We start from the raw sequence: 20963 nt of genomic DNA, 5'->3' as shown, positions 1-20963 counted from the left end.
CAACCCTTATCTAAATTGTTTATAATTTTTATTTTACTATATACACTGTTATTCTTTCAATTATTAAAGCCTTTAAGTTAAATTTATTAAAATATTACAAATTTTTAAGTTTTAAATTTTAATATTTAATGGTATACTCATTAAATATTAATCAAACCAAAAATTTAAAGGAGGATACATGAAAAAATATTTAGATGAATTTTCAAAATCCATAAGATATATAATTCCTGTTGTAGTGTTTTTTATAGGATTTATTATCTATCAAAATTTCAATAATATATTGAAATTTATTACAACTAATGTCCAAATAATTTCTGGGGTTTTAACTCCATTTGTTATTGGTTTTTTAATTGCTTACATACTTAATAAACCTATGGTTTATCTTCAAAAAAAGTTTAAACTTGGTCGTGGTGTTAGTGTAGCAATAATTTATGGAATATTATTGGCTATGTTAGTTTTTGTATGGATATATATAGTTCCAATTATTCAAAAAAATATAGCAGATTTATATTCATTTATGCCTCATGATATGAAAGAAGTTGAAAGTATAATTAATTCTACACTTTCAAAATTTAAAATAAATGTAAAAAATCCTACTTCTGCTTTACAAGTAAAAGATTTTATGTCAAATTCAGTAATCCCAACAGTTACATCTATTGCAGGACTACTTAGTCAAACACTTTTAGAGTTAATAGGTTTAATAGTAACTTATACTGTAAATATATTCTTAGGAATAGTAATTTCTATATATTTACTATTATCTAAGGAAAAAAGCATTAAAATAGCTGATGATTTATGCGAGTGTATTTTCGGTAAGTTTTACTTAAAATCAAAAGAATTCGGTAGAATTCTTGATAAGAATATAGGTTCTTATATAATTGCCAAGTTTTTAGATTCTTTAATTTATGGTACTGTTTGTACTATAATACTTGTTTTATTAAATTCTCATTATCCAGTATTTGTGGGGATAATAGTTGGTATAACAAATATGATTCCATTCTTTGGGCCAATTATAGGTACTATAGTTGCAACTTTTATAAATCTATTCTTCTCTTTTGAAAAAGCGGTTATAGTTTTAATTGTTATGATTGTCGTTCAACAATTAGAAAGTGCAATACTTGAACCTCATTTTGTTGGAAAACAAGTTGGAGTACCACCTATACTTACAATACTTGCAGTAACACTTGCAGGACAATATACAGGTTTTCTTGGAATGATGTTATCTGTTCCTATTATGGGAGTTGTTATAATCTATGTTAATAGATTTATCGAAAAGAAAAAATCAAATATTATACAATCTGAAAAATAAATAAATTAAAAAGAGCCTTTATATAAGGCTCTTTTTTAATTTAATCCATTTATAAGCAACTTGTATGCTCTAGATTTTACATCTTCAATTATTTTTTTATCTTCATTTTTAATACATATTGTGTGCCCAAATCCAACAACTACACTTTCAAACACCATAATTTGATAATCTTTATCTTCTTGCTCTTTTATGATATTTTCTGATACTCCAATTAATAATAATTCGTTTATAACTTTTTTTAATAAATCATATCTTTTATTAATATAATCTTTATTTTTTTCTAATATTTCCTTAAATTCATAATGACTTAAATTGGAAAATAGTATATTGCTAAAAGAACTATAATCTGTTGTGCTTTTTTCAACTATATCTAATATAATATAAAATTTATCTTTAAAGTTATCTCCAAATTTTATTTTTTCTATGTTTTCATAAAGCTCTATATCCATATTATAAAGAAAGGCTTTTTCTAAAATTTCTTCTTTAGATTTAAAGTAATCATAAATAGTTCCTTTTCCAATTCCAGCTTCTTTTGCAATATCAGCTACTTTTACTGTGTGAAGCTTAATCCCTTCATGTAAAAGTTTATTTACTGCATTAAAAATTAATATTTCTTTTTCAGAGTGAGTGTTATTTGCCACTACATCTCCTCCTCATCAATTATGTTTGGTTTTAATTCTTTTTTATTAAGTATATCATACATAGCAGGAACTACAAATAATGTTAAAACTGTTGCATAGCTAAGTCCACCTATTGTAACTATTGCCATTGGCTGAATCATATCAGCTCCTGTACCTATTCCCATTGCTAAAGTTAAAAGTCCAAGTATTGTTGTAAGTGCTGTCATAAGTATTGGTCTTATTCTAGTTTTTCCAGCTAATATTAATGCACTTTTTTTGTCAATCCCATTAAGTCTTAACTGGTTAACATAGTCAATAAAGACTATACCATTATTAACAACTACTCCTGCAAGCATTAAAAATCCTAGCATTGATATCATACTTAGTTCAAAATTTGTTATTAAAAGACCTAAAAATCCTCCTGTAAATGCAAGTGGAATTGTAAATAATACTATAAATGGTGATAACAATGACTGAAATTGTGCAACCATTATTAAGTAAATAAATACTATTGCCAGAGAAATCATTTTTATTAAATCACCAAAAGCACTATCCATAGATTCTTTTTCTCCACCCATTTCTATACTATATCCATCAGGTAATTTGTAATCCTTTAATTTAGATTCAATTTCTTTACTTACAAGTCCTATATTATGCTTATCATCTATTGATGATGTTACTGAAATATTTCTCACTTGATTTTCACGATTTATTGAGTTAAGACTTTCTACTTCTTCAATACTTGCTATATCACTTAACTTAACTTCAACTTCTTTATTGTCTTTTGTTCCTTTTATTTTATAATTACTTAAACTCTCTCTACTTAATGTATCTTTTTTATCATCTACTACAATTACTGGATATTCATTTGAACCAACATTTAATGTAGTTGAAGTATTTTCATTTTTTAATTTGTTTGATACTTCTTGATAAACTTGTGCAACTGTTAAAGAGTAATTCATAGCTTTTTGTTTATCAACTATAATTTTTGTTTCTTTATTGTTTTCTCCTAGACCATTATTTACTTCAGTTGTACCTTCTGTTTTTTCTAATATTTTAGCTACATCTTTAGCTATATTTTTTAATTTATCTAAGTTATCTCCTTTTACTATTATATTTATCCCCGAACCACCTAATGCTGACATATCCATATTTGAGGAATTAACTTTTATTTTTGCATTTAAATCTTTTGTTTTTTCAATTATTATATTTGCAACTTCTTTACTTGATAATTTCTTATCTTCTTTTAACAATACATAAAAAGATACATTGTTTTTGCCTTGACTAAACATAAAGCTTTCTCCACTACTTTGAAGTGCTCCTACAGTTTCTACATCTTTTATTTCTGTAATTTTATCAATTATGGTTTCACTCATATCTCTTGTATCTTTTTTTGTTGATTTTTTTGGCATTTCTAAACTTACAGATAGCTGTGTACTATCAATTTCAGGCATTAATATAGTTCCTTTAGATATAATTAAAAATCCACTTCCTAAAAATAATACTAATGACCCAAATAATACTATAAACTTATGTTTAAGACTTACTTTAAGTAATTTTTCATATAAATTAACGAATTTATCAAATAATTTATGTTCTTTTTTAGTGTTTACATTAAGCATTTTTGATGACATTGCTGGAACTAATGTAAGTGCTACTATTAAACTTGCCAGTAATGAGTAGGCAATAGTAAGTCCCATATCCTCAAACAATTGACGAGATAGTCCATGTGTAAATACTATTGGTAAAAATACACATACTGTTGTAAGTGTAGATGCAAATATTGCTCCTGCAACTTGGTTTGCACCTATTACTGATGCTTTTTTAGCACTCATTCCTTCATTTCTTAGTCTATATATATTTTCAATAACAACTATACTATTATCAACCAACATTCCAACTCCTAATGCTAGTCCTGATAAAGATATAATATTCATTGTTACATTACTAAAATACATCATAGTAATTGCAAATAAAACACTTATAGGTATACTAAATGCTATTACTATAGTTGGTTTAATACTTTTTAAGAATACAAATAATATAACTATTGAAAGTATTCCACCTAATATAAGATTACTTAAAACCGATTGTATAACTATATCAATATAAACACCTTGATCTTGTAAAGGCGTTATATGCATATCTTTATTTTGATTAGTCAGTTCTTTTATAGTTTCATTTATTTTCTTTGAAACTTCTGATGTTGATGCTGTACTTTGTTTTTGGAAAGATAATATTATTCCATCATTTCCATTTATTTTTGCATAAATTTTATCTTTATTATTTGCAAGTTCAACATTTGCTACATCTTCAACTTTTACTTTTCCTAATCCATCAATATTAAGTAGTTCTAAGTCTTTTAAATCTTCTATACTACTTACTTTATCACCTATTTTAACTATGTATTGTTCTTCACCTTCATTTATGTAACCTGCTGGCATAGCAAAGTTTTGAGCAGATAAAATTTTACTTAAATTTTCTTTTGTTATGTTTTTACCTAAATCTGCATTTTTATAAGCTTCTTCTTTTGCTTTTTCAAGTTCTTTAGATGATTTTTCAATTTCAGCTTCACTACTTGAAAGTGATTGTGATGCTTTGTTTAGTTCTGAATTTAGTGTAGCTTTTCCAGCTTCTAATTGTTTTTCTTTATCATTTAATTCTTTTAATTGGTTATTTAAAGATGACTCCTGATTATTAATTTCACTAAGCTTTTCATCAAAAGTTTTAATACCAGATTCAAGTAAAGTTAAACCTTCTTTTTGCTCATCACTTACTGGTATATTGTTTTCCTCTTGATTTTTAATCATTTGTTCTAGTTCATCTTTTTTGTTTAATAATTCACTTTTTTGATTTTCTAATTCATTTTTTCCACTTGATAATTGACTAATTGCACTTTGAAGTTGTGATTTTCCTGTTTTTATAGCACTACTTCCTTCATTAAGTTCTTTATTTTTTTCTTCACTTTGCTTTTTAAGCTCAGCTTTTCCTTTTGCTATTTCAGCTTTTGCTTTATTTAATTCATCTTGTGAAGATTTCATTTTTGAATCAATAGAGCTTTTTAACTTATTATTAAGTTTTTCAATTTTACTATCATCTAAAGTCATTTTTATGCTTTCTTCTAATATTCCCATTGTATCGACTGAAGCTACTCCATCAATTCTTTCAAAGCTTGGAATTACTTCTTTTTTTACTATTTTAGATGCTTCTTTTATGTCTTTGTTATTAATATCGATACTAGCTACCATTATAGGCATCATATCTGGATTCATTTTCATAAGTGTTGGTGTAGATACTTCATCGGCTAATTGACCTTTTACTAAGTCTACTTTTCCACTTAAATCAATCATTGCACTGTCCATATTCATGTCTTGACTAAATTCAAGCATAATCATACTTGAGTTTTCACTTGATACACTATTAATATTTTCAATCCCATTAGATGTTGCTAAAACCTTTTCCAAAGGTTTAGTAACAGATTCTTCTACTTTTTCTGGACTTGCTCCTGGATATGTTGTCATTACTATAACATAAGGCAAGTCTATTTTTGGAAGTAAATCTGTTGTCATTTCTGTAAAGGATACTCCCCCTAAAATAATTACTAGTATTACAGATACAAAAACTGTAAATGGCCTTTTTACACTAAATTTTGAAAACATATATATTTCTCCCCATATTTATAATGACCGACCAGTCGGTCGGCAATTTAAAGTGTAGCATTTACAACTACTTTTCGCAATATTTTTAATTTTTTATTTTAAAATAAAAAAGCAAAAATTAATTAATATAATTTTATAACAAATTAAAAGTAGGTGTGAACCTAATCACACCTACTTTTGATTTATCTATTAGTATGGAATGTTCTATTTATAATGTCTAATTGTTGTTCTCTTGTAAGCTTTGTAAAATGTACTGCATAACCAGAAACTCTTATTGTTAATCGAGGATATTCTTCTGGTCTTTCCATTGCATCTTCAAGCATAGCTCTATCAAATACGTTTACATTTAAGTGATGTGCTCCTTGTCCAAAATATCCATCTAACATTGCAGTTAGGTTGAAAACTCTCTCCTCTGCATCCTTTCCTAAAGCTGCTGGAATTATAGAGAAAGTATTAGATATTCCGTCTTGAGAATACTCATACGGCAATTTAGCAACAGATGATAATGAAGCCAATGCACCACTAATATCTCTTCCATGCATAGGGTTAGCTCCTGGTGCAAATGGCTCTCCAGCTTTTCTACCATCAGGAGTATTTCCAGTTTTCTTTCCATAAACAACATTAGAAGTAATTGTTAATATTGATTGAGTAGGATATGAATTTCTATAAGTCTTATTTTGTTTTAATTTATTCATAAAGTTTTTCACTAAATCTATAGCTATATCATCTACTCTATCATCATTATTACCATACTTAGGGTAATCTCCTTCTACTTCAAAATCTACAGCAATACCTTGCTCATTTCTTATTGGCTTAACTTTTGCATATTTAATTGCTGATAGAGAGTCAACACATACAGATAACCCTGCTATTCCACAAGCCATAGTTCTAAATACATCTCTATCGTGTAATGCCATTTGTAAAGCTTCATATGAATATTTATCATGCATATAGTGAATTACATTAAGAGTGTTTATATATAAATTAGCTAACCAATCAGTAAACAAGTCAAACTTTTCAATTACTTCTTCATAATCTAGATACTCTGAAGTTATCGGTTCAAATTTAGGACCCACTTGAGTACCTAATTTTTCATCAACTCCACCATTTATTGAATAAAGAAGTGTTTTCGCTAAGTTCACTCTAGCTCCAAAGAATTGCATTTGCTTTCCTATTCTCATGGCAGAAACACAACATGCTATTCCATAATCGTCACCCCAATATGGTCTCATAAGATCGTCATTTTCATATTGTATAGAGCTTGTATCTATTGAAACTTTAGCACAGAAATCTTTAAATCCTTTTGGTAAAGAATTTGACCATAAAACAGTTAAGTTTGGCTCTGGAGATGGTCCTAGAGTATATAATGTGTGTAAAACTCTAAAAGAGTTTTTTGTAACTAATGTTCTACCATCTATTCCCATACCTCCTATTGATTCTGTTACCCATGTTGGGTCACCTGAAAATAAATCATTGTACTCTGGAGTTCTAAGAAACTTAACCATTCTTAGCTTCATTACAAAATGATCCATTAATTCTTGAACTTCTTCTTCTGTTATTTCACCATTTTTTAAATCTCTCTCAAAATATATATCTAAGAATGTACTAGTTCTACCTAAACTCATTGCCGCTCCATTTTGATCTTTTATAGCTCCTAGATAAGCAAAATATAACCACTGAACTGCTTCTCTAGAGTTCTTTGCAGGTTTAGATATATCAAATCCATAACTTTCAGCCATTGTTTTTAAAGCTTCTAATGCTTTTATTTGATCTGAAATTTCTTCTCTTAATCTTATAGTGTCCTCATCTATTACATTTACATCTAAACTATTTTTTTGACAAATTTTATCTTCAATTAATCTATCAACTCCATATAATGCAACTCTTCTATAATCTCCTATTATTCTACCTCTTCCGTATGCATCTGGTAATCCAGTTATAATACCTGATCTTCTTGCTGCTCTCATTTCATCAGTATAGGCATCAAATACACCTTGGTTATGTGTTTTTCTATATTTAGTAAAAATTTCTTTTACATCTTTATCTAACTCAAAGCCATAAGCCTTACAAGATGATTCTACCATTCTTATTCCACCATAAGGCATTATAGCTCTTTTTAAAGGTTCATCAGTTTGAAATCCTACAACAACCTCTTTTTCTTTATCCATATAGCCTGGTTTATAAGCATCTATTGCTGATACAGTTTTCGTATCTACGTCTAAAGTTCCTCCATTATCTCTCTCTTTCTTAAATAAATCCATCATCTCATCTATTAATGAGTTTGTGTTTTCTGTTGCTTTAGCTAAAAAAGAATCATCGCCTTCATATGGAGTATAGTTTAATTGTATAAAGCTTCTAACATCTATTTCCTTAATCCATTTACCTTCTTTAAAGTTTTTCCAAGCTGTATTGTTCATTTAGTTACCTCCTATATAGATTTCATATATCTTATAAACTCATTTACTTTATTACTTACCGTTATAATAGAATTTATACTGTACATATTTATTTTGGAATAATTTGATTGTTTTATCCTGTCAATTATTAATATAATTGGTCATTTTTAACCAACCTATTAGATACAAATTTTCATAATTTATTTTGTTTTTAAAAATAAATAAAGCAAGGTATTTTCCATTAATATTTGAAAAATACCTTGCTTTAATTTATATTTTAATCTAACAATACTAACTTAATTGATGACTTTCTTCTTTTAATTTTTTAACTTTCATTGTAAATAATATAGTAAATAATATTGCTACTAATACTCCTATAATATTTGATATTCCTGCATGTAATCTAAATCCTTCTGGTGCTTGCATTATATATGAAACTGTTACTGCTGTCATAAATATTGCAGGTACTGTACTTATAAAGTGATTTTTGTTTTCTTTTGCTAAATATGCTGACCCTGTCCATAACATTATCATTGCTAATGTTTGGTTAGCCCAAGAGAAGTATCTCCATATTATGTTAAAATCTATAAATGTTAATGCAACACCAACTATAAATAGTGGTATAGATATCATAAATCTATTTTTTATACTACTTTGATCTATCTTCATAGCATCTGCTATTGTAAGTCTTGCACTTCTAAATGCTGTATCTCCACTTGTTATAGGACAAACTACAACTCCAAGTACTGCAAGGAATCCACCTATTGGTCCCATTAAAGTATTAGATATTGTATTTACTACTGTTGCAGGTCCTCCTGCTGATAAAATTACATCAAGTTGTGGTACTCCACCAAAGAATGCCATAGCTGCTGCTGCCCATATTAAAGCTATTATACCTTCTGCAACCATTGAACCATAAAATACTCTTCTAGTTTCACTTTCTTTTTCAACACATCTAGCCATCATAGGTGATTGTGTAGCATGGAATCCTGATATTGCTCCACATGCTATTGTTATAAATAAAAATGGGAAAAGTGGTTGACCTTCTGGGTGTAGATTTTGAAGAGTTATATCTGGTATATGATAACCTTGGAAAATAAGTCCTCCTGCAACCCCTAATGCCATTATTAAAAGTGCTGCTCCAAATAATGGATATATTTTACCTATAACTGTATCTACTGGTAAAACTGTTGCTGCTATATAATAAATTACTATTATTGCAACCCAAACTTTTGCATCTAATGATGTTAATGTTGTAAGTAATGCTGCTGGACCTGTCATAAATACAGTACCAACTAATACTAAAAGTACAACAGTAAATACTCTCATTACTGTTTTTGTTGAATTTCCTAAATATCTACCAACTAATTCTGATGCTGAATCCCCTTTGTTTTTCATTGATAAATATCCTGATAAGAAGTCATGAACTCCTCCTGCAAAGATACATCCAAATACTATCCATAAAAATGCTGCTGGTCCAAATAGTGCTCCTTGTATAGCACCAAATATCGGTCCAAGTCCTGCTATATTTAGAAATTGTATTAGAAATATCTTTCTCCATTTCATTGGAACATAGTCTACACCATCTTCCATAGTAATAGCTGGAGTTTGTATTTCATCGTTTATTCCAAACGTTTTTTCTACAAACTTCCCATAAGTATAATACCCAATTATAAGTAATGCTATTGACCCTAAGAAACTTACCATATCAGTCTCACTCCCTTTAATTAAATATAGATGATTACTTTTTATATTATTCTTTCTACTTTAATAATAGACCTTATCGACATTTTTTTGTTTCTTATTGAACTAAATGTATATATTTATGAATAAAATGCATAAATTCATACATCAAATGCATTTTTATTAATTTAATAAAAAAAGGAACTATCATTTTCTAGATAGTTCCTTTTTAATATTACTATACTTCTTTTGCTATGGATTTTGATATAAACTTAGAATTAATTATATTTTCTTTTAGTTCAATAACATCTACTAATATCAACTTACTAAGTTTATCTTCTAATTTATCAAAATAATTTTTAATATCTTCCTTAGAATTTTCTTTATTCATTAGTAAATCAATATCATAAAATAGTTTTAGTTTATCTTTAGCTGTTTTATTATATTCTCTAAAATTATTTGTTAAAAATCTTATCTCATTCATAAATATACGTTGATTGTATAAAAAGTCATTTATATCACTAGATAATAAAGTAGAATTATTTACATTTATTTTTTTGTTAATAAACTCATTTACAACCAACAGCTCTTTTAATTCATCATCTGATTTTATATTTCTTACTCCTAAATCATATAACTTATTAACTATTTTTTCATTAAATTTAATTGATTTTTCAATATCACATTTTGTAACACTACTCATTTTATATGGTAATATAACTTTGTTTGCATATAAAGCTATTACTGTACCTAATACCACAAAAGTTATTCTTTGAATAGATAAATCAGTTATATCAGTTCCTATTGATGCTGCTCCTAGTGCAGATATAGTTGTACATATCATTTGATATTTATATTTACTTTGGTAATTACTAATATATCCAACTAAAAGAATAATAATAGCTCTCCCTGAAGTATTAGTTATTATAGAAAATACAATTTCAAATATAATAAGACCTACTATAGTTCCTAAAATTCTTTCTTTTCCTTTAGTTTTGCTAGATTCAAGATATGGTTGAACAATAGAAGATAAACTAAAAACTAGCCATTTACCATGTTCTATATTAAATGCACTAACTATAAATACACCTATACTTGTAACTATTGCTCCTCTAAGTGCAAATGTAAACTTAAGAGATTCTTTGTTCATATTTAATTTTAAATCATTTAATCTATCCATTATATTTGCAACAAAATAATTATTATATATTTGTTTAACACTATTTTCTTTTGTATCTTTTAAATCTTTTGCTAATAAACTTACTGCATCTTGTAGTTCAAGTATTAAATAATAATTCGAATCAATATGTTTATCTTTATATGAAAAGTTTTCTAGATTTTTTAATATTTCATCAGTGGTTATTTTTTCATCTACAAAGTCATTTATACTTTTTAATTTATCTAAAATTTCATTTAAAACTTTGTTGTATCCACTATTTGAGCTTTTATCATCATTTATTTTTCTAAGAGTTAAATTTATACTTTCTAAAAATTCACTTATAAATAAAGCTTGTATAATTTTTATAGGAAGCTCTATATTTTTATCTATTCTTTTATAAATATCAGTTGATAAGTTTTTAACGTTATTATATATTTTTGTGTTTAAATTAATTATTTCATCTGATTTTTTATTATTTATTACTAATGATATTTCTTCATTTATAGATTCTATAGAACTTTTTATAATACTTTTAGATTGCTTTTGTAGCTTATTTTTATTTACTAACATTTGTAATGCCATTATTGATAATCCACAAACTGCAAATGCTAGTAATCTAGTTGGTAATTCGTTTATACTTATAGGTGTATATAACATAAATAAATACGCTAGTGTAAAAGCTATATATGTAGGTTTTTTAGTATTGTATGTAAATTCATATAGTACAAAGAATATAACAATAAAAGTTATTATAAGCCCTAGTAATGAATTTGTTGATGCTATATATGAAAAAGTTCCTATTCCTACTTCAATTCCTACAAAATATATTGTGTTTTTTATTGGATTTATTGTGTAATCTGTTCCTAGTAAAGATAATGCTGCTGTAACTCCTACTACTCCAACTAATGTGTTTTCATCTCCAAATATAGATTTAAATGCTATTATTATAGAAACTATAGCTAAAAACATTATGGTTGTAGGTATTATTTTTTTCTTGTCCATAATAAAATCTCCTTTAATATTTTGTTAAATTCCAATATTAAATTTCATACCACTTTCATAGCTTTTTAAACTTAAGTAAAGTAATACCTTAAATTTTGTATATAATAATAAAAAAAGGAGTAACTTTTCGTTACTCCTTTTTATCATAAGTTATTATTTTTTCTTTTTAGATTTTATTTTCTTAAAAACTCCTACACCAGCTACACATCCAGCTCCTAAAACTCCAAAACCTATTACTGAATCTTTTTTGCTTTGTTTTTTACCTTCATCGTATTTTGCTTGTATTTCAGATTTTATTAGTTCAAACTTTTTATCAATACTTAACTCTTTATTTTCATGACCCTGGTCAAAACTTGCTTGTAAGATGTCATTTCTATCTTCATTACCCTTTTTGTAACCTTCTTCATAACTAGATTTATATGATGATTCTATATTATTATTAGGTTTATTTAATAAACCATCATTATATCCTTTAGTTTTATATTCTTCGTTTTTAAGTTGTGTATATTTTTCTTCATAAGCTTTTTTATAAGCATCTATGTAAATAGAATCTGTGTTTTCTTCGAATTTTCTGTCTTTTTTATTTTCTTCACAATCTTTTATTGCAAGATTAGTATATTGTTTTATTTTGTTTTCTTTGTATTCTTCATTTCCTTTTTCAAAGTTTTCTTCATATGATTTTACTACTGTTTCTTGTTTGTATATATTATCATGCTTGTTTTCTTTTCCGTCTTTGTATCCTTTTTCTTGTGCTTGTTGTATTTCTTGTTCTATTTTAAGTTTCCCTTTTTCAAAGGCGTAATTATAAGCTTGTCTATATTCTGATTCATAGCTACCAGAGTAGTTATATTCATTGTTGTTTTTCATATTGTAACCGTCACTATAACCTGCATTTGAGCCTTTTTCTATTATACTTTGTTTTGATGGTCCACTAGGTACTGACTTTTTTTGTGAAGCGCTTGAACTTTGAGAAGTACTTGAGCTTTGAGTTGATGAAGATGAAGTTGAACTTCCTCCTTGATATGGACAACCGTTAGTGTGTAGATGTGCTGGGTGTCCTCCACAATGATAGTGATATGGTCCTAATCCTGACTTATTTTTATTGTCTCTATGACCTCCAGATGCGTCCGTTCTTCCTGGATGTGCATCTACTATTAGTGCTTGAGAACATATCATAAGTGCTGATGCAAATATTATAAATCTTTTTTTCATGTGTTGCTAAATCCTTTCTTGTTTTTTGCCTCAATCATTTTACCATTTTTTGGTTATAAATTTAAGTATTTTTATTCTGCATTTTTCGACATAAAAAAGAGCAGCTTTATATCTGCTCTTTTTTATCTAAAGTTTTCTTGTGTATTTATATTTTGGGTAATTGCTACATCCAAGAAAATCTCCATATTGTCCTTTTCTTTCAATTTTTTTCTAAGTTTCCCTAAAAAATTAGCATTCCAAACAAGGTCGCTAGTACAAGGGCTATAACTACTCTTTCGAACCATATTATGACCATATCTTTTATCTTAAAAGGTATATCAGTAGATAGCATACAAGGAATAGATGCTGAGAAAAATAATATAGATGATATAGAAATAACACCCACTACATATCTAGTTAATAAATTTAAACTTTCACCTATTAAAGTAGCTGGTAAAAACATTTCTACTAAACTAAGTGTACATGCTTTAGCTACTAATACTGGACTTTCAATACCTAATAAGCTAAGTAAATAAGTTACAGGATATAATACATATCCAAGTACATCAAATATAGGTGTGTACTCTGCAAGAACTAAACCTATAAGACCTACACTTAATATAGTAGGTAGTATACCCGTAGTCATCATAACTCCGTCTATTAGATTAGACTTTATACAACTTAATAATCTAGGTGCATTTTCTGCTACCTCCATACCTTCTTGTATAGCATGCTTAAGTCTATCAGATTTTATTTCTTCTTCTTTTTTACATATTCCATTATAATACTCATCTTTTATTTTTGAAGTAGGACCAATACGTATAATTATTGCAGTAGTTATAAAGGTTATTACTAGCGTAGACCAAAAATACATATTCCACATATCCATAAGTCCTAAAGTTTTTGCTACTATAATCATAAAACTAGCCGATACAGTAGAGAATCCTGTAGCTATTATGAATGCTTCTTTTGCACTATACTTACCTTCTTTATATACCCTATTAGTTATTAAAAGTGCTAATGAATAACTTCCTACAAAAGATGCAACAGCATCAATTGCTGATTTACCAGGTGTTTTAAATATTGGTCTCATAACAGGTTGCATTAATACTCCAATAAACTCTAATAGCCCATAGCCTATTAAGAAAGATAAAAACATAGCCCCTATTGGTACAACCAAGCCTACAGGTACAGTTAGCTTATGATATAAAAATGGAATAATACTAGGCTTCATAATAGATTGTGGACCTATGTTAAATACTGCCATTATAGCTACAAATATACCAAGAAACTTTAATATTGAAAATGTAAAAGTTATCTTATCTTTATTATATGTCTTTTTTATAAATGGTAAAAGTCCTCCAGCAATTACTATTGCAAATATATAGAATGTAGTAAACGTTGGAAAATAATCCTTTATTATATTTACCATATGATCTAATGGTATAGTTTTCTTTCCCATTAGCTCTACTGGTATGAAAAACATAGAAATACCGATTAGACTAAATACTATCAATTTAAGTATATTTACAGGTTTATATGATTTTATTTCCTGCATTTTTAATCTTATCTCCTTCACTTTATATTTCTACATTATATTAGTGATAAATAAAAAATAGACTGTCTAAATAAATACATACTATTTTTTATATGTATTTATTTATGGTTTATATCCAAACTGACCTAAAAAAAGAGTAGCTTATGCTACTCTTTATCTGTGTTTTAGGTAAACTAGATGTTTTTCTATTTTTTCATTGTTTTTTATTGTTACTTCGTATTCGTTGTAGTGTGCGTTGTGTGGTTTTGTGTATTTACATTCTAGTACGTTTTCATTGTCTTCTAGTTGTAGTAGTTCTGTGTCTTTTAGAAATTTTCTATTTATTAATCTCATTAATTCTTCCAATGTAATCCCCCTTTTCTAATTAATAAGCACTCTGTTTCTTCATATTCAGTTCCATCTGAAATAACAGATAATAACTCTAAGATAGATTATCTAAAAAATATTTATAACGAATAGTCAAATAAAATGATTAAATTTTTATAAATCAGTTGATTTAGATGGTATACTATCTATAGCTCAACTTGTATATAAAAAGCTCATAATATACTTATTTGCACATGATGCTTCTAATACACTTAATTCTTTTCTTAAGTGTATTACTAGAACAAAGATATTTTATAATTCATGGCTATTACCTATTGCTTTGATAAATATTCTTACATCAATTTTGGCTATGTTAATTGAAGATAATAGTGATTTTTAATAAAATATGAACAGGAGATGAGGATAAATATATGGAACCTACAAACATACTAGATAAAATTTCTGATGGGAAATTATATGATATTGAAGATATAGTAAAAGCAGACACATGTGGTTGTGATGGATGTAATGACTGTTGCTTAGATGTTGGAGATCTAGTGGTTCTTACACCTTTTGATGTATATGAAATAGTAAATTATTTAGGTGTTAAATTTGATGATTTATTAGGAGATAAGATTGAACTTATCCAAAATAATAAAATTTCACTACCATATTTAAAGATGCAAGATAATAATAAATGTAGTTTTTTAAATGAAAATGGCAGATGCATAATCCATTCTAAACGACCAAATATTTGTCGTATGTTTCCTCTTGGAAGAGTGTACCAAGATAATGATTTTAAATACTTTTTACAAATAGGCAATTGTCCTAAAGAGGATTTAAAAGATGTTAAGGTCAGCGATTGGATCGGAATTGAAAACTATCATGAAAATAAAAGATTTATTTTAGAGTGGTATAAACTTACTAAGGCATTAGCTTTTCGTTTAAAGTTTGTGAGAGATGAAAAAGAAATTGAGGAAATTAATCAAATTCTATTAGATAGCTGTTATCGTATTAATATAGAAGAAGAAGAGAATTTTTATTCTGTATTTCTACAGTGTTTACCTGATATAAAAAAGAGATTAGGAATTATTTAAATTTTTAATACCCCCTACCTCGTAAAACACGAGAGGGTTATATAGGGTATAGTGTTTCACTATACCCTCTTATTAATAAATTATCCTTCATTAAAATATAATACGATTTAATTATAAATCTTAAAGCTTATCATGTCCATTTAACTATATATCTCTAAAATGACTATTTTTTCAATAACATGGTAGTTATTTATAAATATTTTAGAATACAGTGAGAACAATACTTTAGATAAAGGAAATGAAAGAAAGTTATATAATGATAGATTTGATGATAATTTAATTTTGAAAAAAAACTTAGTAATAAAAAATGAGTTTATATAACATATAAACTCATTTTTTATTTAACTAATTCATTTCATATGATTTTAATATATATTTTTGGACTTCATCTAATTGCTTCATATCTGTAAATCTTATTTCTAAATTTCCAGTTCCATAGTGTCCTATATTTGTTACATCTCTTGTAAATCCATTTACTAATTTTATATCATTTAAATTTGCTTTAGTATATATAAGTACTAAATCAGATTTAGGGTGTATTTCTACACATGCAAAGTTTTTAATTCTTTTAAATCCAAAATAGTTTTTAAGCTTCTTTTCTTGAACATCATCACCAAGGCTCATTATAAAGTCTTTTAATATATAGTATCTATTTTTCAACTCACTATTGGCATCTTCTAAATAGTCTTCCACTGTTTTATATTTATATTTAGTTGAATTATCTGTATTTACTATAGGTTTATAATCATCACTTACAGTGTTTGTATGTACCATCTCTAGTAAAAGTAATTCTTCTTTGTAGTTTTTATATTTTATAAGATCTATATTTCTATTTATTTGTTTTACTGCATGAATATCATACTTAGTAAAATCATTTGCTATACATATAAGTCTTGGGCTTGACCATTCAATATTTTCACGATATTTTGATCCTAGTTTTTCCATAACTAACAGCTTGAACTCTGCTTTATGATCTAGTAACCAATCTAGGTAGTATAGACCTTGATTTATTACATTTTCATTTATAGATCTTTTGTATTCTATAATGACAGGACAGTTATTTTCATCTATTCCTAATGAATCGATTCTTCCGTTATGTACTTTTCCTGTTGAGTATTCTGTTGCTAAGAATTTTACTCCTAAAAATACTTCCATGTTTTCTTCTATAATATTTTGTAGATGTTTTTCAAGTTGCATAGAAGTTCCTTCTATTTCTTCTACTTCATCTTTTATTTTAAATAATTTTATATCACCCATACTTGCTCCTTTAGTAACTAGCTAAAAATATTCATAAAGCTTTTATCCTAGCTGTTCTATCCATTTTTCTATACTATTATCTATTTCTTCTATTGATCTATCTATTCTAATAAATAATCTATCCAATGCAAATTTTGCTCTTTTTTCTTCATACTTATACAAATATATAATATTATGAAATTCGCAAGCTAAGCTTTGAAACATACTTAAAAATTTATCAAAATCTTTTGTTCTAGATTTGCCGAAGTTTGTGAAATTATTATATATTTGATTAATATCATTATTATGATTATCTACAATATTTTTAAATTTTTTAAAGTCCATACATATAAAACTATCCTTTATTTCTCTATATATGGATTTTAAATTTTTAAATTCTATATTATTATCATTTAAAAGCTTACTATCTTCTTCAAACACATTTTTATCATACCACTCTCTATTGAAGTTCACTCCTTTAGTATAATGCCAGTAAATATTATCTTTTTCTAAAGTTCCGATAGGCATTGGTCTATTTTTTTCATCAAGATTTGCATTGATCCATTGTGCTCTAACTGTCCAATTGCTCATAATAGTATCTTCTTCACTTGAAGAAACAAATACCCAGATAACATCATATTCATCCTGTTGATCATATATAACATCATAGACAATTTCTTTTATTTTCTGTATAGCAATCCTATCTTTTAATTCAATCTTAATACTAATTCTCTTAGCTAGTGCGTGTGAAACATCATCTTTTTCAATTACTGAATAAAGTTCTTTCTTATTGTAATTTTTTTCTTTATATGTTTCTCTTATATAACTTGCAAAGCTTGGAAGTTCAGGATATATAGTAGATTTATTTATATTATAAGCAATATCTAATTCTTCTTTAATCTTTTCTTTATATTCAAATGGAATTCTTATTATACAACTCGCTTCATCTTTATCAATATTTTGTATACTTTTTTCTATCTTTCCATCATGTATATTGTTACTACATATTATAAAAGTTCCTTTTTGTTCGTATAGCCTTTCATTTGTATTACTTAATTCTTGATTAAATTTTATAAATCTATTTTCTTTTATTATTTTGTTTATTTCAGTATCCGTAATTTGATTTTTATAAATTTCTTCATATTTTTTAGATATATTTTTGATATCATAATTATCTATAATAGATAATAGCGATAAAACATTAGCCTCTTTACTATATAAATCATATGATTCTTTTTCAAATACAAAAACCTCTGCATCTTGCTTGTTGTTTGTATCTTCAATAGCAAAATATAAAGCTATAAATGGATCTATTGTAATATCTATTAACCTAGTTGGTATTCCGTAATGTTGCATTTTAGATAACTGTTCTACTGGATATTTATACCCTTCAAATTCTTTTTGCTTGATTTTCAAAGTTTTTTTTATTATTAGATTTTCATTATTAACATATCCATGATCTCTTGAAAGACTACAACTTATATTATATGTTTTATCTGCTTGCCCTCTATAAAAAACCCTCTCTTTATTTTTAAAATTTTCTATCATCGTTTTATATTCATCAAAACTAACTATTTCATGCTCTCTCTTAACCATAACATATCACCCCTATATAACAAACCAGTTCCTAATTTTTCCAATTATTCTATTTAATTTTATCATTTATTGTAGTTTATTTAAATATGTAGTTATATTATAGACATCATCAAAGTCAAAATAAAAATTCTTATGTTTATAGAAATAGACTTTATATCAAATGCAATTTCTTTATCAATACTAAAATCTAAAATAAAAAAGAGTAAGAATTCATTCTTACTCTTTCAATAAATAAAGTATCTTTTAATTAACTTCTTCTATTATTAAATTACTATCCCATTTTTCTTCATAACTACATTTAAATTTAGGCGTTATTTTTCTACATACAAAGTCAAACTTATTATTATTTTCATTATACTCATAAGTTATTAATATATATTCTTTAGCTTTAGATATATACTCTGGTAACTTCTGTTTAAGAATAACTTTAGCTTCACTTTTATCTTTTTCATTAACTGATCCTAGCATTTGTATTAAATGTAAATTTTTTCTCTTTTTATCTTTTTTAACTTCTTGGTATCTACTTTCTCTCATAACAAAATATAATCTTTGATCATATGTATTATATACCACTATTTGATTCCAATATCCTCTCTTTACCAATAGTGTTTTATATATATCTTCTTTAAAATTATCATCTATATTTGTATTTATAAAATCCCACCTTATACCTGGATCTCCATTTCTAGTTGTTAATCTATAATGATTATGAAAATCTATCATATCTTTATGATATGCTTTTTTTACACTTTTTGTTATAAGACTTATATCAACTTTTCTTCTATCCATAAACTTCCCCCTATTTATATTAATATATTTATTATATTTTTATATAAATAGATAGGTTACTTGTACTTTTAAGTTTTTATATAAAAAGGAGAGTGATATTTCACTCTCCTTTTACAAGTTTTATAATTCTCCATTAAATGCTTTTTGCATAAGTGAATTAAAGTTATTTTCTAATTCTTTTAAACTACTTTCCATTTTAAATTTCAATTTGTCCACTTGGTGAATAAATGCTGTAAACTCCTTTTGAATTTCAATTGGTGGAATTATTAATTCTAATTTTTCTATTTGTTGTTTCGTGATAGCTTCTCTCGTTGCCCCTCCACTTGTTGCAATATCCCACAATAATCTTTGATAACTTATATTTGTAAGTTGATATGATAAAAAATTTGGAAGTATTTTTTCATTTTTGCAACGTATTATAGCAACATGTTGATTCACTCTTGCGGGTATATATTCATTAGGTACAATACAGCATCTTGCTACAGATGCCCCAGTAATATTTAAAAGCACATCATTTTCTTCTATAGTTACATTTTTTAGTTTTTCTGCCTGTTCATCATCTATAAATGCTAAATCCTTATCTATAAATTTATTATTATGAACATTCATACTTCTAATTAAAGAAATACCTTCTTCTTTATAGCTAGAATTACCACCTTTTGGTGTTGCTCCTGAACCTATCTTTAAAGTAATATCTCTGCAAAGTAATTTTTGCCATCCTTTAGAGTTTAAAACTGGATCACCAAATATCTCGATAAATCTTGATTTAACTAATTCATCTAATGATTCTACTTGATATTTTCTTTTATCTATTAACTCCTGTGCTTTATCTAAAATATTAGCTATTTCTTCTTGTTTTTCTAAACTAGGTACTGGTACTTTTAGCTCCCTTAAGTTTTTTAATGAAACAAAAGACTGTGTCCCTCCTCTTTTATATCGTTCTAATTGTCTTATTACATAACTAGATTTTAATAAATAATAAAAATACTTGCCATCTACTAAATCATTATTTGACAACTTAAATAAAGCTACATTTTTTATAGCAAATTTAATATTAGTATCTACTAATACTGGGTTTCCTACTGTTCCTATCATAGGCATAAGTATATCTCCATTATCAACAGATGACCTTTTATTTATATTTTCAAAATCTTCTTTTGATATATAGCTTATATTTTCAAAATCTATTTTATTATTCTTTATATTTTTAGATGTAATTAATGGATAGCCTCTATCTATGTACTTTGGGGAATCATGAGTTCCATCTCTTACATCTATAATTTCCGAACACTTTATATTATTAAATATCATTGTATTTCTCCTTATAAATTGTTATTTAAAATTCCCATATCAAGTAATATC

At 26.5% G+C, this 20963-nt stretch carries 15 protein-coding genes; 2 read left to right on the top strand and 13 right to left on the bottom strand.

The features are described from left to right. The first annotated feature begins 178 nt into the window (after positions 1-178). Positions 179-1309 (top strand): AI-2E family transporter, encoded by a 1131-nt coding sequence (locus tag H8891_RS02615; RefSeq protein ID WP_187005073.1) that lies wholly within the window; start codon positions 179-181, stop codon positions 1307-1309. 35 nt (positions 1310-1344) lie between these two features. Here H8891_RS02615 and H8891_RS02610 read toward each other — a convergent pair whose 3' ends face one another. The 9 genes from H8891_RS02610 to H8891_RS02570 form a co-directional block, all read right to left on the bottom strand. Further along, positions 1345-1950 carry a TetR family transcriptional regulator gene (locus tag H8891_RS02610; protein WP_187005072.1) on the bottom strand — a complete coding sequence of 202 codons (606 nt, stop codon included), beginning with the start codon at positions 1948-1950 and terminating at the stop codon, positions 1345-1347. Then, positions 1950-5588 (bottom strand): efflux RND transporter permease subunit, encoded by a 3639-nt coding sequence (locus tag H8891_RS02605; RefSeq protein WP_187005071.1) that lies wholly within the window; start codon positions 5586-5588, stop codon positions 1950-1952. Before H8891_RS02605 ends, H8891_RS02610 begins: the two co-directional genes overlap by 1 nt. A 182-nt stretch (positions 5589-5770) precedes the next feature. Next, on the bottom strand, positions 5771-8005 hold the full coding sequence (gene pflB, locus H8891_RS02600; protein WP_187005070.1) for a formate C-acetyltransferase: 2235 nt from the start codon (positions 8003-8005) through the stop codon (positions 5771-5773). 270 nt (positions 8006-8275) lie between these two features. Continuing rightward, positions 8276-9691, bottom strand: coding sequence for a carbon starvation CstA family protein (locus H8891_RS02595; RefSeq protein WP_187005069.1), 1416 nt, complete (start codon positions 9689-9691; stop codon positions 8276-8278). A gap of 214 nt (positions 9692-9905) precedes the next feature. Next, positions 9906-11828: an FUSC family protein gene (locus H8891_RS02590; protein ID WP_187005068.1), complete on the bottom strand. Its 1923-nt coding sequence runs from the start codon at positions 11826-11828 to the stop codon at positions 9906-9908. 153 nt (positions 11829-11981) lie between these two features. Then, entirely contained in the window at positions 11982-13040 is a 1059-nt protein-coding gene (locus H8891_RS15195) for a YHYH domain-containing protein (RefSeq protein WP_243207747.1), read from the bottom strand. A 126-nt stretch (positions 13041-13166) separates the two neighbouring features. Then, positions 13167-13244, bottom strand: coding sequence for a topoisomerase DNA-binding C4 zinc finger domain-containing protein (locus tag H8891_RS15660; RefSeq protein WP_187005943.1), 78 nt, complete (start codon positions 13242-13244; stop codon positions 13167-13169). A gap of 16 nt (positions 13245-13260) precedes the next feature. After that, entirely contained in the window at positions 13261-14577 is a 1317-nt protein-coding gene (locus H8891_RS02575; protein ID WP_207723537.1) for a YjiH family protein, read from the bottom strand. Positions 14578-14730: 153 nt separating this feature from the next. Then, entirely contained in the window at positions 14731-14910 is a 180-nt protein-coding gene (locus H8891_RS02570) for a hypothetical protein (RefSeq protein ID WP_243207746.1), read from the bottom strand. A gap of 404 nt (positions 14911-15314) precedes the next feature. On the opposite strand from H8891_RS02570, the gene H8891_RS02565 reads away from it, so the two are divergent. Further along, positions 15315-15980, top strand: a complete 666-nt coding sequence (locus H8891_RS02565; RefSeq protein ID WP_187005066.1) for a YkgJ family cysteine cluster protein — start codon at positions 15315-15317, stop codon at positions 15978-15980. Between the two features lie 345 nt (positions 15981-16325). Here H8891_RS02565 and H8891_RS02560 read toward each other — a convergent pair whose 3' ends face one another. From H8891_RS02560 to H8891_RS02545, 4 genes are all read right to left on the bottom strand, one after another. Further along, a complete protein-coding gene (locus H8891_RS02560; RefSeq protein WP_187005065.1) occupies positions 16326-17237 on the bottom strand; it encodes a DUF5655 domain-containing protein in 912 nt (303 codons plus the stop codon). A 42-nt stretch (positions 17238-17279) separates the two neighbouring features. Further along, positions 17280-18812 (bottom strand): FRG domain-containing protein, encoded by a 1533-nt coding sequence (locus H8891_RS02555; protein ID WP_187005064.1) that lies wholly within the window; start codon positions 18810-18812, stop codon positions 17280-17282. Positions 18813-19055: 243 nt separating this feature from the next. Beyond that, entirely contained in the window at positions 19056-19601 is a 546-nt protein-coding gene (locus H8891_RS02550) for a DUF5986 family protein (protein ID WP_187005063.1), read from the bottom strand. Between the two features lie 120 nt (positions 19602-19721). Next, positions 19722-20912 (bottom strand): restriction endonuclease subunit S, encoded by a 1191-nt coding sequence (locus tag H8891_RS02545; RefSeq protein ID WP_207723535.1) that lies wholly within the window; start codon positions 20910-20912, stop codon positions 19722-19724. Positions 20913-20963 lie beyond the last annotated feature (51 nt).

This window comes from Paeniclostridium hominis (genome assembly GCF_014306135.1).
GTDB lineage: Bacteria > Bacillota > Clostridia > Peptostreptococcales > Peptostreptococcaceae > Paraclostridium > Paraclostridium hominis.
The sequence above is the reverse complement of the archived record's forward strand: the minus strand, read 5'-3'. Positions and strand labels throughout refer to the sequence as shown.

Bases quoted from the DNA above. Each gene is read 5' to 3' on its own strand.
- H8891_RS02615 (WP_187005073.1), top strand. From the start codon at position 179: ATGAAAAAATATTTAGATGAATTTTCAAAATCCATAAGATATATAATT.
- H8891_RS02605 (WP_187005071.1), bottom strand. From the start codon at position 5,588: ATGTTTTCAAAATTTAGTGTAAAAAGGCCATTTACAGTTTTTGTATCT.
- pflB (WP_187005070.1), bottom strand. From the start codon at position 8,005: ATGAACAATACAGCTTGGAAAAACTTTAAAGAAGGTAAATGGATTAAG.
- H8891_RS02595 (WP_187005069.1), bottom strand. From the start codon at position 9,691: ATGGTAAGTTTCTTAGGGTCAATAGCATTACTTATAATTGGGTATTAT.
- H8891_RS02590 (WP_187005068.1), bottom strand. From the start codon at position 11,828: ATGGACAAGAAAAAAATAATACCTACAACCATAATGTTTTTAGCTATA.
- H8891_RS15195 (WP_243207747.1), bottom strand. From the start codon at position 13,040: ATGAAAAAAAGATTTATAATATTTGCATCAGCACTTATGATATGTTCT.
- H8891_RS02575 (WP_207723537.1), bottom strand. From the start codon at position 14,577: ATGCAGGAAATAAAATCATATAAACCTGTAAATATACTTAAATTGATA.
- H8891_RS02570 (WP_243207746.1), bottom strand. From the start codon at position 14,910: ATGAGATTAATAAATAGAAAATTTCTAAAAGACACAGAACTACTACAA.
- H8891_RS02565 (WP_187005066.1), top strand. From the start codon at position 15,315: ATGGAACCTACAAACATACTAGATAAAATTTCTGATGGGAAATTATAT.
- H8891_RS02560 (WP_187005065.1), bottom strand. From the start codon at position 17,237: ATGGGTGATATAAAATTATTTAAAATAAAAGATGAAGTAGAAGAAATA.
- H8891_RS02555 (WP_187005064.1), bottom strand. From the start codon at position 18,812: ATGGTTAAGAGAGAGCATGAAATAGTTAGTTTTGATGAATATAAAACG.
- H8891_RS02550 (WP_187005063.1), bottom strand. From the start codon at position 19,601: ATGGATAGAAGAAAAGTTGATATAAGTCTTATAACAAAAAGTGTAAAA.
- H8891_RS02545 (WP_207723535.1), bottom strand. From the start codon at position 20,912: ATGATATTTAATAATATAAAGTGTTCGGAAATTATAGATGTAAGAGAT.